Raw genomic sequence first — 16,212 nt, 5'->3', positions numbered from 1 at the left:
AGTGTTTTAGAACAAGCAGTTATTCAACACTTCTTATTTAAAAACACATTTACAATTACCGCTTGGGTATTTAAATGCACCCACACAATCAGTATTTTAGAGTTACTTTTTCACAAACCAAGCATGGAGCTATGTTATGAAATTCTTAATATTGTTTTTATACGCCATATCAACTAACGTTATTGCCGCTGAAATCTATGGGTATTACAGCAATATCAACTCAACACTCGAAGAGCCATCAGGTTATGAAGTGCTTTTCATTAATAATGGTCAACCTGGCCGAGACAATATTTCAGTACTGTTTCAACGTTTTGAAGGTTGGCCTAAGCCGCCTGAATTGCTTAAATGTTATAACTGCGCTTCGGGTGCCATTACCTTTGAATCAAAAGTCATGGGTAAATTTAAAGGTAAGGTTTTAAATGGCGCTTTAGTTGGTGAGTTTGTAGATATCGGTTATTCCCTGAACTTGCCAAAATCTCCAAGCATCTGGCAACGTAATTAACCTCGTTACCACACTGCTCTGGTGTTGTTTTGTTTTTTAAAAGCACGCCGCAGTCTTACAAAAATTCTCGTTTTATGTGATTTAAATGAAAAAATTCCAGAGTTAGCTGATTTTGACAAATCAACGCGCGGCTTATACCCGTTTGAAAATCATCAAAAGTCTTAAATTGGAATTCTGGGGTTAAGTGAGTTTGTACATGCTTAGGGTTTGTGCCGTGCGGATAGTTTAAGTTCACATTGTTACGTATACTTTATTTGCACAAATCGATCAGCTCTTTTATGGTTATGATAATATTAAAAAATTTAGGCTGTTAAATAAGATGAATAACAACATAACCGACGCACAAGCACAACAGTTACTCGATGGCATAGTACAAATTTGTGAACAATTAGATTTAGAATCAACACAAATCTTAGATGGCCTTTCGCGGTCGTTGTTAAGTGCAGCCCAAGCATTTGGTACTAAGGATTTGAATGTGCAAATAGATAACGTTGGTGAAGTGACAGTAAAATTACAAGACTAATTAAGTATTTATCCGTATGCGCCAAACATAAGCATACCGCGCGCATGAAACTTAATTTGAACATTTAGTATTCATTTTGTTTATGAGTAAGCGGCTATAAAATAATGCACAAAATGGTTGGCTACTTAACAAATAGCCAACAAATCAAATTTGGCACTACGTGTGCTATTAAAAATCACCACTAAGTTCAACCAACAAGGATGTGTAATGAACAGTGAAATCAAACAATGCTTTGATAACTACCCAAATACCGCACAAAAAAAGCTCATCGAGTTACGAACACTTATTCTGTCAGTCGCTGTAGATTTAAAGCTTGGTGATGTAGATGAGTGCCTAAAGTGGGGCGAACCGAGCTACAGTGTAAAAACAGGCAGCCCAATCAGAATCGATTGGAAACCTAAACACCCTGAAAATTACTTTCTTTTTTTCAATTGTCAAACCAAGTTAATCGACACTTTTCGAGAGCTGTATCAAGATACGCTCGAGTTTCAAGGCAACAGAGCCATTGTTTTAAACATCAATCAGCCCTTACCAATAGCGATAATAACAAAGTGTTTAACGCTCGCCTTAACATATAAAAAACGTAAACATTTACCGCTTTTAGGCGCATAACACCACCCCTTTTAAGTACCTTATGTAATGATTTATACAGTTATTTACAATACATGTACCCAAATTTAAGTCATAATTACGCGAATACGTTAATCGTCATATTGCCTCATGAATAAGCTTAAAATTTTAAAATGGTGTATTGCAACAAGCTTAATTGTTGTTGCATTAATCTTTGTTAATACAGCACTTTTTAACTATTGGAACACAGGCCTTGCAGATGCGCGCGAATTTAGCTGGAACGAACGCTCTCAACACAACTTAATGTGGGCTTTTTCATGTATTTTATTTGCCATTGTTTTTATTAAAAACACGCAGTCAAAAGTCAAAGTATGGTTAGCAGTTGCAGCCCTCTCCATCTCAATCACCCCATTTATAAACGAGTTTTTTCACTCAGATACCTGTTTAGATTCGGGCGGAAGTTGGAATTACAGTAAATACGTCTGTGATTATTAATCATCATATTACTGTGTATTATTGTCAGCGCTCTGTTAAAAACGCACAATAGTCCAACATAAAGATACGTAACTCACACAGCATAAAAGGAGTACTCTGTGAAGTTTTGGTTGTTACTGGTAAACGTACTGATTACATTGAATGTATCTGCAGCCTCTGTTACAAAAATAAATGGCTATGATGTAGAATACGAAATTGCCGGAAGTGGCAAACATACGCTCTTTTTAGAAGCTGGCGGTTCAGCTGGCATGTCTGATTGGGACCCCATTTTTCAAACACTTACTAAACATGCTCGTGTTATTCGCTACTCTCGTATTGGCAATGGCGGTTCGCAAAAAATCACCAAAAATTACAGTTCTGAACAATACGCAGAAGAAGCGCATTTACTGCTAAAAACACTCAATATTAAAACTCCAATTGTATACATTGCCCACTCTTACGGTGCTTATATTGCAAGGCGCTTCGCTGCAACTTATCCGCAAAAAATGGCCGCATTGATGCTCATTGAGCCAGCATCTGAGCACGATGTAGATATTATGCGGGAAATTAATTTGTCGCAGGCAGAAAAAGAAATTGCGCAAGTAAAACTCGACGACCAAAAAAATGGACTTTCTAACCAATATTTAGATTTTTGGTCAAAACGCCCATTGCCCGACTACCCACAAATCCCAAATATTCCTGTTACTGTGATTGCATCAGTTAAGAAATTTGAAAATCCTCCGTTATTATTTTTTACCGACGAAGGGCGCAAAATGTGGGGGGAGTTACATACCGATTGGGCCTCAGCATTTCCACAAGGAATAGCCGTATTAACAGATAAAAGTTATCACTTCCCGCAAAGAGACGAGCCCGAAATGGTTGTAAGCGAAATACGTGCTTTACTTGAGCGCATTAAACCTTAAACACTTTTAAAACAGGAACAAATATGAGCAACAGTTGGGATGAATATGCCGATGGCTGGAACAACAACCAAGATGTGGTCCTTTATGCCGAAAACGCTTTCAAATCACTTACACAATATGCAGAGCTAAATGGCCTACGCGTGCTCGATTTTGGTTGTGGTACTGGCTTGCTTACAGAGAAAATCGCAAAGCAAGCCGCAGAGGTCATTGCCATTGATACATCAGCGAAAATGATTGATGTGTTAAACGCCAAATCGCTTACCAATGTAAAAACGCTTTGTTGTGAACTATCAGAATACGAAATTAAAAATAACCCATTGTTAACAGACGATTTTGACTTAATTGTTGCATCATCAGTGTGCGCGTTTGTGCCAAATTACCAGCAGTTATTAACCTTGTTTAAATGCTTGTTAAAACAAAACGGTACGTTTGTACAATGGGATTGGCAGCGCAACGAGCAGGATGATTTTGGTTTTACATCAGAGATGATCACCCAAGGCTATAAAAACGCAAACTTGCTTATTGAAAGCGTGACGAACGCATTTTCACTAACCAGCAACAATAGCACTATGCAGGTATTAATGGGCATCGCTAGAAACAACTAGAGCGCGTTGACCGTTACGCGCTGGTAATCATACTTTGCATTTATAAATCAAGGACGACATATGTTTATTATTTCACTCACCTACCAAGTGCCACTTAACGAGGTTGATAAATTTATACCTGAGCACATTGAATACCTAAATGCCCAATATGAAAAAGGACATTTCATTTTATCGGGCCGAAAAGAGCCAAGAACAGGCGGCGTTATCATTTCAGCCATTACCGAACGCAAAACACTTGAGCGCGAACTAGCACGTGACCCTTTTTATCGTGAAAACATTGCCAGCTACGAGATAACAGAAGTTATACCGACTAAAGCAGCCACCGAGCTCAAGTTTTTAATTGATTAGCCAATGTCATTTAGGCAAGGTAATAAAGTCACACTGCTAGTGCTAAAAAGGTTTAGTTGGGTATTAAAACGCCACAGCAACGTTAATATGAGTATTACCAAAAATAGTCTGTTGTTTCATGTTTTGTCATTTTATTGTGCTGTAATGAGTAAATCATAACTATAAGGGTTATTTATGCGCGCGATAATTTTCTTGATGATCTTGCTTCTTAGTGGCTGCCAAAGCATGTCACAAACACATAATGAAAAAGTTGAAGTAGGTGTGCGGCCATATTATCTCGTCTCGCAAATGGACAACTCACCACTTAAAATCCAGCTTGAAAGTTGTAATACAAATACCTTCGAAAAATCCGATTTTTCAATAGGTCATCGCGGAGCGCCACTGCAATTTCCAGAACATACCAAAGAGTCTTACCTTGCTGCAGCAAAAATGGGCGCGGGTATTTTAGAATGTGATGTCGCCTTTACTAAAGACAAAGCCCTAGTATGTCGCCATTCGCAATGTGATTTGCACCAAACAACAAACGTGCTAGCAAAGCCTGAATTAGCGAAGAAATGCCGCATCCCTTTTAGTCCTGGCGATAAAGCTGTTGGCAAAAAAGCACAAGTAGAGTGCTGCACGTCCGATTTTACGCTCGCTGAGTTTTTACAGTTATCAGGCAAAATGGATGGCGCCAACGTGTACGCCAAAACGCCGCAAGACTACCTCACTGGCACACCTAATTGGCGCACTGATTTATATGCTGCTAACGGCACTTTAATGACTCACCAACAAAGCATTGACCTATTTAAAAGTCTCGGTGTCAAAATGACACCTGAGCTTAAAAAGCCCCAAGTAACAATGCCGTTTAATGGTCTGTCGCAACACCAATACGCAAAAAAACTTATCAGCGAATATACACAAGCGGGGATTTCTCCAAGCGATGTATTTGTGCAATCGTTTGAGCTTGGCGATTTACAATATTGGATAAAACACCATCCCGATTTCGCCACGCAAGCTGTGTATTTAGACGACGGCTACGAGCAAGATAATTTTGATCATAATAACCCCGCAACCTGGCAACACAGCATGAACGAATTAAAAGCCATGGGCATCAATATTATTGCGCCACCACTTTGGGTTTTAGTGAGTTTAAATAAAAATAATCAGCTGACTGAGTCAGCCTATGCGCTAGAGGCGAAAAAAGCCGGACTAAGAATAATTACTTGGACGTTAGAGCGTTCAGGTCTTCTCACTCAAGGTGGTGGTTTTTATTATCAATCAGTTAAACCGGCAATTACAAATGAAGGTTTTACCTTAGAGTTGCTCGACTTTCTCGCTAAAAAAGTGGGTGTAATTGGAGTATTTAGTGATTGGCCTGCTACTACTACGTTTTACAGCAACTGCGCGTTATCGCGCAGTTAAGTATAGCTTTAAGCCTTACTACCATACTCCATATATTTTGCCTGTCATAAGCAAATACAAGGCTTGTATAAACTGCCAACACTTTGGAAAAATTATATTTAATCATCGCTCTAAATATCAGTTCAGCTTGAAGATCACACTGTATTCAGTTTAACAAGTCTTTACGCGACGCGCCTTTGCAACAGAGCTTAACTTAACCCAGCGAAACAAATACATAATAATTAGTTTGGTAATCCCACTGGTGATTGCCAATACCAATAATGGCCAACCATGGTTTAAACCCATACTTAGTGCAAATGCAATTGTCGACACATCCATCATCAAAATAAACTGACTCATTTTTAAATCCACCGCACCGGTAGAACCTGAACGTATAATCACATAAATTTGATGTGCGTATCCCTGCGCAATTAATAGCGATACCAACAAAATAATGGCTGTCGAAATAAATTTCCCCTGATCAGAAAACGTATCACCAAGCAGCAAGCCCAAAATTGAACCCAATAAACACACACATGCCAAACTCATACTAATGAACGCTAAATGTGTTTTTCGGTCTCGCCATATCTCAATTAAAATACCCAACACAAGTAGCGATGCCACAAGCCTAGGCCACACAATGTAATGGTTAAATGGCGCTATGGAATAACCATAAATAAAAAACGACAAATACGCTAAAAAGCTCACCGAAAATTGATTCAGCGACAAAAGTGCAGTTGGCGAGCCGCTGCCTTGAGCAGTCTGTTTACGCTCAAAAATGGTTTTAAGCTGTGAAAGAACACCATACAAACTCACAAAAATAAACAGTGTATTAATAGTGCCAAACAAATTATAAAACATGACAAACAGTCTTTATTACGATTTAATTGTCGACAATATAAAGTAAAAAGTTAAGTTTTAATCATTCTTTATATTTATACACAAAATATTATCGACAATATTTAAAGAGCGAATACAAACGTTCGTTTGCATTTTCAACTTGAAAAATATTAGTGAGGAAGGAAAAGCGTATTACAAAAAGCCGCACATCAATTACACAAACATTCGCGCAAAACCGCTTAAGGTGGCATAAATAACTTACTTAACCTGAGCTGCACATAAGAAGTGGAACTAAATGCCCTTGCGGTGATCAGATCTTTCGACCAAGAAACATAAGATTACCGAGGCAAGGGCATGAATAACTTAGATGCAATTTACGTAGATGTCGATGATTTTTGTTTATTGTTTGAACCTCAATGGCTTAAACACCTAATAGAATCAGGGGAAAAGCAACGCATTAAGCCATCTCGACTATCCTCCAGCGAAGTGATGACTATATTAATTGCCTTTCATCAATCAGGTTATCGCGACTTTAAAACTTACTACACCAAATTTGTTTGTCAGTATTGGCGACATTATTTTCCTGATTTAGTTAGTTATACACGCATGTTGAAGCTACTTCAGACTACGTTACCTGCTTTGTGTAGCTATCTGAAACAGCGATTCGATAAACCAACAGGCATTGCATTTATCGACTCCACTTCTCTCAAGGTGTGTCACAACATGCGCATTCCTCGCCACCAAGTTTTCGCGGGAGAAGCCAAACGAGGCAAAGGAACAATGGGCTGGTTTTATGGCTTTAAACTTCACCTCATCATGAATGATGAAGGTGGTTTATTAGCAGTAAAAGTGACAGCTGGGAATGTTGATGATAGGAAACCTGTACCAGATATGGTCGCTAATGTTACAGGGAGTTTATACGCTGATAAAGGTTATGTATCTGCAAACTTAAAAGCGGAACTTGCTGAGCAAGGCATTGATTTTATTACAGGTCAACGAAGTAATATGAAACGTCAGCCAATATCAACTTGGGATAGAGCGATGTTATCAAAGCGTTTCATCATTGAAACAGTTTTCGACCAGCTGAAAAATATGGCTCAAATAGACCACACAAGGCACCGCAGCTGCATCTCATTTATGGTTAATTTAATGGCTGGATTAATTGCCTATACCTTTCAGACTAAAAAGCCGAGTATAAAAGTGGCTCGGCTTTAATACTTATGCAGATCTGAGGTTACTTATAAATCGCGACGTTTTCTTTTTTTAATAGGTAGTTAGCTATCAAATAATAAAGCAAAAATGCGCAAGCAATCATCACTGGCAGGCCAAGGTTATTGTTATTAATAAACGGTGTATGAACCACGATTGGCAAGATAATGACGCTATAAAGCAGATAAGCAAGCCAAAAGGCCTTTACCCGTTTTAGCGTTAGCCGTGTTTTGCAGCGTTCACATTTAAAGTAAATAGGAAATGCCGCAAACGACAATGAAAATGGATTGAGTTTATGTTTACAGTGTGGGCATTTATTCATGATATTAACGCTTGATATTAAATCATTTTTTAATATTGTGGTGGCTGAAAGTTAAATCAGCTCACCCGCTAAAATACACCACTTGTGTTATTTAACCGCAATGCATACGTCTATTTGATTGCCATTTGGGTAGTATTCAAAGTCAGTAGTAAATAAGCGTTGATGTTCACATGCATCACCTGCAAAATACTGCCAAACTTGCGTCCACGCATCTATTGCGATTTGTGGCATCTCACCTTTATGGCTAAACACCAAATACTTACCTTCATTAATCGTAATTTCTTCTAAATCTTCAGGGTAAGACGCGCCGTCAAAGCCCGCTAGCACATTAAACATGCCGGTGTGATCTGATTCATAATCGTAGTAAACGCCGTAAACTCGCTCACCGCCTTGATAGTTTACCGGTACCTGTGCATCAAACGTTTGCCAAAGGCCCGGTATTTTACCATTTGGCCCCATTTCAGCATCATTATTTGTTCTTGTTGAGATACCATGAATAATCGTTTCGCTAACCTGTCGTAATTCCATTACCAACCTACTAATATTTTGTGATTATTTGTCGCGCAGCATGACATAAATGCGCACGCCATAAAAGCGAAATACATTATTCCCAAAGCTTTCGATTAAAAGTTAGTTATTTGCCCGCAAAATAGACACTTACTTTAGTGCCTTTATTTTGTGCGCTGTCAATTTCAAGGCGTCCGTTCAGTGAGCCTGTAACTAAGCTATGCACAATACTCATGCCTAATCCCATCCCACCAGCGGTACGGTTAGTCGTAAAAAATGGATCGAGTACGTGTGATTTTGTCTGCTCATTCATACCACAGCCGTTATCAGACACTGTGATCGCGTAGTTTGTCGCATCGCCGCTTAATCTAATTCTAATAACTTTCTCATCTAATGTAAGTGTATTTGGAAACGCGTGTTTAATTGAGTTGGACACCAAGTTAGTGACCACTTGCGCTAAACGAGAAGGATAGGTGTTGACTATTAATGCGTACTCTGGAAGCTCGAGATTCAATTGAATACCCGCACTTTTTAGCATTGGTTTTAAGCTTGTAGAAATAGACGAAATCCACTCAACCAAATTTACGTCGCTTTTCGGATCCGTATGAAAATCGGTCGCAATTTGCTTAAAGTTAACCACCAATTCACTAGCGCGATTTAAATTAAACTCAACACTTTCAGCAGCCTCTTTGGCATCAATCAGAAAAGCGTCTAAATCATGCTTACTGAGCGTGTTGCTCGCTAATTTTTTTGCCAGCTGATTAACCCCAGCAAGTACCGTTGAATTACCTAACATAGCAACACCTAACGGCGTATTTACTTCGTGTGCAACACCTGCTACTAAACGCCCTAGCGATGCCAGCTTTTCTTGTTCGATAAGTTGTTTTTGCGAACTTTTTAACTGCTTTAATGCGCTTTCTAATTCATGGGTGCGCGACGCTACTTTTTGCTCAAGTGATTGGTTTAATTCAAACAATGCGTGTTCTTTTTCAGCGCGTTCTAATTCAGCAGAAATACGTCCGGCAAATAGTTCAAATAACGACGCAACCTCTTCGGCGTTTTCGATTGGTTTACTGTAAAGCGCCACAACTAAGCCGAATACCGCGCCTTTAGAATCGTGCAACGGTGCGCCAATGTAACCATCGATACCCATATCGATAAGCAGTTGATCTTTCGGGTATAAGTTACAAATTTTACTGGGGAAAATACATGTAGAATCGTCACTTACATCAGCACACGGGGTGAATTCCAGCGAGTATTCAAAATTTTCTGCAAATTCGTCACCTGCCACTAACGACATCGTTTGGGATACATTGCGTATCGCATCTAATTTGGCAATAAAGGTAAACTGCGCGCCAATTGATTTATGCAGCTGCATCGTAATGGTATCTAAAAAATCTTTACCATAAGACGATTTAAGCGAGGTTATGATTTTATCAATATTGAAATGTATCATCACTTTGCTCCATTCACTTTGCTGATCAGGGCACACACATGTTCAGTAAATATTTCCACCAGTTCTATGGCATTGTTATCGAGCTCAGTGTCCACTTCTAGCACCACCACAGCTTCAATTTCATTTTCGCTTTCATAATAAATTCCGGCGAAATTGCCTTGGTAAGTAAGCTGTTTGGCAGCGGTAACCGTATTAATAAAATCAGGCACATCAATGGCTGAAGAACTATCACTTTGCGCATTAATTACCGTGGTATTAGTGCTTTTTATATTGATAACCGACGCTTTGCGCTTATTGATCACCAGCTCTGCTTCATAGGCGTCTAGCACATCGCTCAAATAGGTGAGTAAATTTGTCGAAAACGATTCAATATCGGCGAGCTTATCGACTTTTAACACCGAATTTAGCAAGGCTTTTAACGCATTTTTGTAACTGCACAAACGGGAAATATCGCGAAACGAACGTAATGAGGTATAGAACAAATGATGCAAGCTATCAACGGTAATTTCGGTTTTGGCTTTGTAACCGTCAATATCGTAGTTTTTAATCACTTCGCTCTCTGGCGCAAGTCCGGCTTGCCCTGTTCTTAACACGATACGCGTATCGCGATTATTTAACTCACCACGAATAAAGTTAACGAGCTTTAAACCCGCATCGTCAGTTTCCATTACAACATCGAGCAAAATAACGGCCACATCGTGATGTTCGCGCAAAAGCGCTCTTGCTTCGCTGCCACTGTAGGCACTGTAAAACTCAAGTCGCCGCCCCATAAACTCGAACGTCTTCATTGCTAACTTTGTTGCTTTGTGTACTTCTAAATCGTCATCAACAATCACTACTTTCCATGGTTTACGGTTATTTGTAATTGTTTCTGATTCTTCGGCAAGCCAATCCATCTTTTATCCAGCATTCGTTATTTTGCATACCAATCTATCAACTAAAGTTATTTCACAAAAGGACTTAAATCAAAACTAAGTAAGAAAACTAAAAGCGCACAAATACAACTTCGCGCTATTTAAATTTGCCGGTTTGTTTTCTGAATATTACCCGTAGGGCTGCAACAAAAACGCGGCAAAAAAATTATAAAAATTCATAAATAATTTACTGCTATAAACGGTATGCTAGAACGTAAAAAATTGCCGCTTTTTAGCAAAAATAAGTAAATGCAACTGCCAGTTGACAAGATTCCAAGTCGACTTGCTAGTGTGCAACCCTTGAAATTCCTAAGCTAGAGGCAATTTAACAATCAGAGTAACGAACAATGATCTTATCCGAGAAAATAATTACATTAAGAAAGCAGCTGGGCTGGTCACAAGAAGAATTAGCCGAAAAAATGGGCGTATCGCGCCAATCGGTTTCAAAATGGGAGAGCACCAACAGCATTCCTGATTTAAATAAAATTATCAAATTGGCTGAACTGTTTAATGTCTCAACCGACTTTTTATTAAAAGATGAAATCGAAACGGCTGAACACTTAGACGAGCGCGACAATGACTTAACACAAATTAGCCTAGAGCAAGCTATCGACTACGTAAACACCAAAAAAGCCCAAGCCATTCTCACCGCAAAAGGCGTTGCATTTTTTGTATGCTCTGCTGTGCCTTTGTTTTTTCTGTTGGCATTAGCCAATAACAATAGCATTGCGTTAAATAAAAATACCGCAGTGGTGTTTGGCATAATTTCCATTTTTATTCTAATTGCAGCAGGTGTGCGTTTGGTGATCCAAACCAATCAATATGAGCGTGCCATTGCCCCCATTGAAAAAGGTAAATTTGAATTGATGTATGGTGTGCATAGTGCCTTTAGTGAGAAAATCGACGCATTCACACCTAAGTACAACGGCAAAGTATCGCTCGCTGTTACCTTATTTATCACCAGTAGCATTCCATTATTGTTAGTTATTATGCTGATTGGTCGCACCGATTTAACCTTGCTGATGCTCGCCGCGTTATTGTTTATCGTTACCTTAGGTTTATGGGTGATTATTCCTGCATCAAGTGAATATGAAGCCTATAAACATGTATTAAACGAAGGAGATAAAAACCGCGAACTCACCCAAAGTGAACGCAACGCACTCAAACTGGCACCGTTTTATTGGCCTTTAGTGGTCGCTATTTTCCTAGCGTGGAGCTTATGGACAATGAACTGGGGCGTTACTTGGATTATTTGGCCTGTAGCAGGCGTGCTATTTGCCGCGCTGGTGGGGTTAATGGGTTTATTAAATAAAGAGCAATAACAAAGCGCCGTTTAGTATATTAACTGCTAAGCGGCGTCTAATGATTTGGTGTAAATTTTTTTGTCATGCCTTGGCTTTTCGGCGCAACTAATCGATAACCTAATTTTTCGTAAAAGGCTGGCTCATCAGCGATCATAGACACGTACGAGCCTCCAAGCGCGACCGATGCTAAGTAGTTATCAATGTATTGCATCACCTCACGGCCTAAACCACGACCTTGATAGGCTGGGTCTACCGCAATATCCACCACTTCAAAATTGCACGCGCCATCTCCGACTACACGCCCCATAGCTATTAACTTTTCATCATCGCGTATTGAAATGCCGTACAAACTATTCGGTAATGCAATGCTTGCCGCTTTTAACGATTTTGCAGAAAGCCCTGCTTTAATTCGCATCTCGCAAAATTCGAGAGGGCTTGGCACGATTTCTTGATAAATTAACGCCATCATCACGCTCGCTACGATTGATAATCGAGAAGGCTTAACCCTTCTTTTTCACACACCGTTTTAATCGCATTGTGCTTTGCTAGGTTTTTCAAAAAACGCGCTAAGTTATTAAACGCAAGCGGCGGCTTTTTAAATTCGTCAGCCCATACACACAACATAAATAAGAAAAAGTCACAGGCCGTCACACTTTGCCCAACCAAATAATTTTTATGTTTTAATTCATTATCAAGCAGCGAGAGCATATCGGTAATGCGTGCTTCTTGCGCCTCAACAATCTGTGTTGCATGCTGTGCATCTAAGGTGTGTTTTTCAGGGTAAAAGTACACCATAAGTTCAGCCTGAACCGTATTGGTTAAGTACATCATCCACTGGAAAAATACCGGGCGATTAATATCACCTAAAGGCGGGATCAAATTCGCATCTGGGTGATTTTCGGCTAAGTGAATGCAAATGGCAGGACTTTCAAAAATTGCAGTGCCGTTATCAATTAAGGTAGGAATGCGCCCTGCAGGGTTTAATGCCAAATACTCTGTTGATTTTTGTTGATTACTTTTTCTGTCGACCTTAATCAATTCATAGTCTACGCCCAGCGCTTCAAGTATAAAATGCGGCGCCATACTGGCATTAAGCGGATAATAATATAACTGATACACAGAACCTTCCTTTTAATGTGATTGCCATTAATAAATCATAGGGTTAGAAGTCTTCTCGGGCTTTTAGTTCGGTAAAATCACTCATCACCCAAGTTTTATAACCGGGGCGAGATTTAAGCTCGTGATACCAATCACTTACATGTTCTGGTAAGGGTATCATTAAGCCTTGTGAGGTTAATCGGTAAATCACTGCGCCAACAACAATGTCTGCAAGTGAAAGCGAGTTCCCTGCTAAATAAGAAGTTTGTTGTAATTGCTTATTAATGGTTGCTAAACAATTTATACAGCTGTCTAAATGACGGTTGACTGCCACCATATCGCGCTTGTTAGGCGGCATTCGGTAATAACCCCAAAAAGTACCCATAAACGCAGGCTGAAAAATGGTTTGCGACCAATCGAGCCAGCGTTCATAGAGCGAACGCTCAAACGCGCATGTTGGGTACCAAGTTGAGCCACCGTATTGTGCGGCTAAATACCTCAATATGGTGTGCGACTCCCAAATTGCCTGGCCACTATCTACTAATACCGGTACTTTGCCCATTGGGTTGAGCTGTTTAAACTCGCTATCATCTAAACCACCAAAACGACCGCCTAGCTCAATATGCTGAAAGTCGAGATTAAGCTCAGTTAACAGCCACAGCACTTTTTGCACATTAAACGAGGTAGTACGACCATAAAGCTTCATTATGCAGTCCTGTAACTAGAGTTGGTATTTACGCCTTACTTCATCCACTAAACGATGACGAGAACTGTTGTTTCGCTCATGTGGCGCAAACAGTGCACTGGCACAATCAAGCAAATTAACCGCTTGTTCAAGTTGTGTCAGTTGAGCGTGAGTTAAATTTTATTGCTCGGTAAGTTCATTAATAATCACGATAGCAAACTCTTTTGCAGCAATGTCCTCTGGCAAACCAGACTGCGTACATAAACCATAAATACCGTTTTGAAAGTGCTGCCACTCACTTTCAATATGTTGCGATAACCCATCATTTACTTTGCTATTTTGCGATGCAAACCCTTGTGCTTTAAGTTGGGCTATCGCGTTTTGATAACGCGTAGAGAACAATTTATAAGCAGAGTGCTCATCACTTATAGACTGCAAGTTACCAAGCCAAGCAGTATAGCCTTTGGCATAATATTCCACTGTGTGTGCCTCGGTATGTATGCCAAAAAATGAATCGCTTTCAACATTCAGCGCCAACTTATATGAGCACTTTGGCATAAGCCCGTTAGACTGCCACTGTTGAAACACACTTTCAGGTATTTTGCTTAGCTCAAGTAATTGTTGCTTGGTATAAAAGTGTGCATTTAAATAATTAATTAGTTCCAAAATAGTTACTCAATATGTAATGCGCTAAACCTGACTCAAACGGCTTAGTTTAAATCTGTAAAATCATTATAAAGTTGCCCATGTTTGTTTAATGCCAATCAAATGCACTAGACCAAATACTAAGCAAATCAGTGAACTCCAAAGCCAAAATTCGGGGCTTCGCCCCATAGGGGATGAAATAAAGAAAAAACCCGCAATACCGCGCGCCAAATATATAAACGTGATTAAAACCAGCGCCAAGCGCAGTAAAGGTAACTTAATAAATAATCCAGCCGCAGAAAACGCATAGGCAGACCAGGTTGTGAGCACCACAAAAATAACACTCGTAATAAGCGTAGGTTGATGACTGCCTTGCTCTGCAAGCTTTGCCATTTGTTCCCCTGCGCCCAACATACGATACCAAGGCGCACCAAAATAAATGCACGCCAAATGCAACAAGGCGGCGCAAGCACTTAACCCGCCTGCAATTAACAAAAATACATTCATATTTGCCTCATTTTGCTAACCTAATTTCCCGCTAAGTTAATTCAGTTAGTATCAATATCCCCAAATAATGCATACCAGACTTAGCAACACGCCACTAATAATAAGGCTTTGCTGTATTTTTGAATTCACTAATGTGGGTAATTTATAAGACGTTGAAAACAGTTTGCCAATCGGCGTAAAAAAGGTTTTTGGTGCTAAACCCAGGCCAACAAGAATAAGAAAAACAGCAACTATGTTTATCAGATCTCGTATATGAAGGTCGTAAAAGAAAAAATCATAAATTCCGGTGGCTAAAACTAAGCCGCCAATTAAAAAACAAATTACCGTAGCAGTTTGTTCTTTTTCATCATTCACGTTCAATGTGTATAACTCCTTGTTGTGCTGCTAATTTATAACACGATTGTTAATAAGTTGTCATCAAATCCATGTGTCATTAATGTTACTAAGTGTTTAAGGGGAGGCGGTGATGGTAAGGAAATAATAACGCCAACTAGCAACCCTTTGTTTTTTGTTAAAAACCATATATTTAATAGGTGTAATATGGTTCTCTTATTGCAACATTCTGATATGCTAACGCACAGCATAATCCTCGCGTATTTAAACACTCAATGAGATACACAATCTTAGCAAGTATTGGTTTGTTGCTTTTTACTCAAACCGTCGCTGCGTCAAACGAACTAAAACCCTTTACCAGTGATGGTTGCAGCGCCTTTCCCGATGGTACTTTTGAGCAAAATAGTCTTTGGCTCAACTGCTGCGTTGCGCACGATTTAGCGTACTGGCAAGGCGGCAGTTATCAGCAACGCAAAGATGCCGATATGGCACTTAAAATATGCGTTGCCGAAGTGGGAGAAAAACAAATAGCAAATTTGATGTTGGCAGGCGTGCGCGTTGGCGGCACTCCATTTTTACCTACCACATTTCGTTGGGGCTATGGCTGGCCTTACCCAAGGATGTATGGCGAGCTAACCCTAAATGAACAAAAACAAGTTGCTGAGAAACTTAAACAATTACCCAAAGATAAAGCCATGCTTACAACATCAAATAAAGCGGTGTTGTTACGCGATTTGTTGAAGTAAGCTATTTTTTGGTGGCTTAGCTGTATCAGCCAAAAATTGGCAGACAACGGCGCGAGTGAAATGCTTGAACAAACCAGCGAACGTCTTAATGAGAACTCTCGCGAATTCACGGTATAACACACCTTTATAATTGGCACTTAAGGCAAAACATCATTAAGTGCCAACAAACGTTCACTCTCTGAGATTAAATAATGCTTACCGTAAGTGTAAAGCCCCATTACACTTCCTGCACAGTCGCAAATCAACCAATCACCCTTAGTACTCCTTGCTCCTTTAGCCAAATATCGGAATAAAATTTAACGCAAAAACCAATAAAAA

At 39.6% G+C, this 16,212-nt stretch carries 19 protein-coding genes and 1 pseudogene; 11 read left to right on the top strand and 9 right to left on the bottom strand.

Features of this window, described 5'->3' with window-relative positions:
* Positions 1–136: 136 nt before the first annotated feature.
* The 8 genes from ACXAFE_RS19325 to ACXAFE_RS19290 all read left to right on the top strand — a co-directional run bounded on the left by ACXAFE_RS19325 (position 137) and on the right by ACXAFE_RS19290 (position 5,349).
* A complete protein-coding gene (locus tag ACXAFE_RS19325; protein WP_475156638.1) occupies positions 137–502 on the top strand; it encodes a hypothetical protein in 366 nt (121 codons plus the stop codon).
* A gap of 319 nt (positions 503–821) precedes the next feature.
* On the top strand, positions 822–1,025 hold the full coding sequence (locus tag ACXAFE_RS19320) for a hypothetical protein (RefSeq protein WP_475156636.1): 204 nt from the start codon (positions 822–824) through the stop codon (positions 1,023–1,025).
* Positions 1,026–1,232: 207 nt separating this feature from the next.
* Positions 1,233–1,637 (top strand): DUF1801 domain-containing protein, encoded by a 405-nt coding sequence (locus tag ACXAFE_RS19315; RefSeq protein ID WP_475156630.1) that lies wholly within the window; start codon positions 1,233–1,235, stop codon positions 1,635–1,637.
* Between the two features lie 108 nt (positions 1,638–1,745).
* On the top strand, positions 1,746–2,090 hold the full coding sequence (locus ACXAFE_RS19310; protein ID WP_054977911.1) for a hypothetical protein: 345 nt from the start codon (positions 1,746–1,748) through the stop codon (positions 2,088–2,090).
* Positions 2,091–2,200: 110 nt separating this feature from the next.
* Complete coding sequence (locus tag ACXAFE_RS19305) at positions 2,201–2,992, top strand: alpha/beta fold hydrolase (RefSeq protein WP_475157787.1); 792 nt, start codon at positions 2,201–2,203, stop codon at positions 2,990–2,992.
* Between the two features lie 23 nt (positions 2,993–3,015).
* Entirely contained in the window at positions 3,016–3,597 is a 582-nt protein-coding gene (locus ACXAFE_RS19300) for a class I SAM-dependent DNA methyltransferase (protein ID WP_475156624.1), read from the top strand.
* A 60-nt stretch (positions 3,598–3,657) separates the two neighbouring features.
* Positions 3,658–3,945 (top strand): YciI family protein, encoded by a 288-nt coding sequence (locus tag ACXAFE_RS19295; protein WP_475156621.1) that lies wholly within the window; start codon positions 3,658–3,660, stop codon positions 3,943–3,945.
* Positions 3,946–4,119: 174 nt separating this feature from the next.
* The gene (locus ACXAFE_RS19290) at positions 4,120–5,349 is read left to right on the top strand and encodes a glycerophosphodiester phosphodiesterase family protein (protein ID WP_475156618.1); all 1,230 of its coding nucleotides are present in this window, start codon (positions 4,120–4,122) and stop codon (positions 5,347–5,349) included.
* A 150-nt stretch (positions 5,350–5,499) separates the two neighbouring features.
* On the opposite strand, the gene ACXAFE_RS19285 is transcribed toward ACXAFE_RS19290, so the two are convergent.
* Positions 5,500–6,189 carry a hypothetical protein gene (locus ACXAFE_RS19285; RefSeq protein WP_475156613.1) on the bottom strand — a complete coding sequence of 230 codons (690 nt, stop codon included), beginning with the start codon at positions 6,187–6,189 and terminating at the stop codon, positions 5,500–5,502.
* A gap of 333 nt (positions 6,190–6,522) precedes the next feature.
* Here ACXAFE_RS19285 and ACXAFE_RS19280 point away from each other — a divergent pair, with 333 nt between their 5' ends.
* Positions 6,523–7,383: an IS982 family transposase gene (locus tag ACXAFE_RS19280; RefSeq protein ID WP_475151756.1), complete on the top strand. Its 861-nt coding sequence runs from the start codon at positions 6,523–6,525 to the stop codon at positions 7,381–7,383.
* Between the two features lie 403 nt (positions 7,384–7,786).
* Here the strand turns inward: ACXAFE_RS19280 and ACXAFE_RS19275 are convergent, their stop codons facing one another.
* The 3 genes from ACXAFE_RS19275 to ACXAFE_RS19265 form a co-directional block, all read right to left on the bottom strand.
* Entirely contained in the window at positions 7,787–8,227 is a 441-nt protein-coding gene (locus tag ACXAFE_RS19275) for a GyrI-like domain-containing protein (protein WP_475156611.1), read from the bottom strand.
* A 106-nt stretch (positions 8,228–8,333) separates the two neighbouring features.
* Positions 8,334–9,662, bottom strand: coding sequence for a GAF domain-containing sensor histidine kinase (locus ACXAFE_RS19270; protein ID WP_475156607.1), 1,329 nt, complete (start codon positions 9,660–9,662; stop codon positions 8,334–8,336).
* Positions 9,662–10,558 carry a DUF3369 domain-containing protein gene (locus ACXAFE_RS19265; protein ID WP_475156605.1) on the bottom strand — a complete coding sequence of 299 codons (897 nt, stop codon included), beginning with the start codon at positions 10,556–10,558 and terminating at the stop codon, positions 9,662–9,664. Before ACXAFE_RS19265 ends, ACXAFE_RS19270 begins: the two co-directional genes overlap by 1 nt.
* Before the next feature lie 365 nt (positions 10,559–10,923).
* On the opposite strand from ACXAFE_RS19265, the gene ACXAFE_RS19260 reads away from it, so the two are divergent.
* Positions 10,924–11,898 (top strand): helix-turn-helix domain-containing protein, encoded by a 975-nt coding sequence (locus ACXAFE_RS19260; protein ID WP_475156602.1) that lies wholly within the window; start codon positions 10,924–10,926, stop codon positions 11,896–11,898.
* Positions 11,899–11,935: 37 nt separating this feature from the next.
* Here the strand turns inward: ACXAFE_RS19260 and ACXAFE_RS19255 are convergent, their stop codons facing one another.
* From ACXAFE_RS19255 to ACXAFE_RS19235, 5 genes and pseudogenes are all read right to left on the bottom strand, one after another.
* Entirely contained in the window at positions 11,936–12,346 is a 411-nt protein-coding gene (locus ACXAFE_RS19255; protein WP_475157785.1) for a GNAT family N-acetyltransferase, read from the bottom strand.
* An 11-nt stretch (positions 12,347–12,357) separates the two neighbouring features.
* Complete coding sequence (locus tag ACXAFE_RS19250; protein ID WP_475156600.1) at positions 12,358–12,999, bottom strand: glutathione S-transferase family protein; 642 nt, start codon at positions 12,997–12,999, stop codon at positions 12,358–12,360.
* Positions 13,000–13,042: 43 nt separating this feature from the next.
* On the bottom strand, positions 13,043–13,684 hold the full coding sequence (locus ACXAFE_RS19245) for a glutathione S-transferase family protein (RefSeq protein WP_475156598.1): 642 nt from the start codon (positions 13,682–13,684) through the stop codon (positions 13,043–13,045).
* 15 nt (positions 13,685–13,699) lie between these two features.
* Positions 13,700–14,221 (bottom strand): annotated as a pseudogene (locus tag ACXAFE_RS19240) (DUF6058 family natural product biosynthesis protein).
* 174 nt (positions 14,222–14,395) lie between these two features.
* Positions 14,396–14,815, bottom strand: coding sequence for a hypothetical protein (locus tag ACXAFE_RS19235; protein ID WP_475156593.1), 420 nt, complete (start codon positions 14,813–14,815; stop codon positions 14,396–14,398).
* Positions 14,816–15,423: 608 nt separating this feature from the next.
* Here ACXAFE_RS19235 and ACXAFE_RS19230 point away from each other — a divergent pair.
* Entirely contained in the window at positions 15,424–15,894 is a 471-nt protein-coding gene (locus ACXAFE_RS19230; protein ID WP_475156586.1) for a hypothetical protein, read from the top strand.
* The last annotated feature ends 318 nt before the right edge of the window (positions 15,895–16,212 follow it).

The organism is Pseudoalteromonas sp. ABV4_021, from assembly GCF_056159365.1.
The sequence above is the reverse complement of the archived record's forward strand: the minus strand, read 5'-3'. Positions and strand labels throughout refer to the sequence as shown.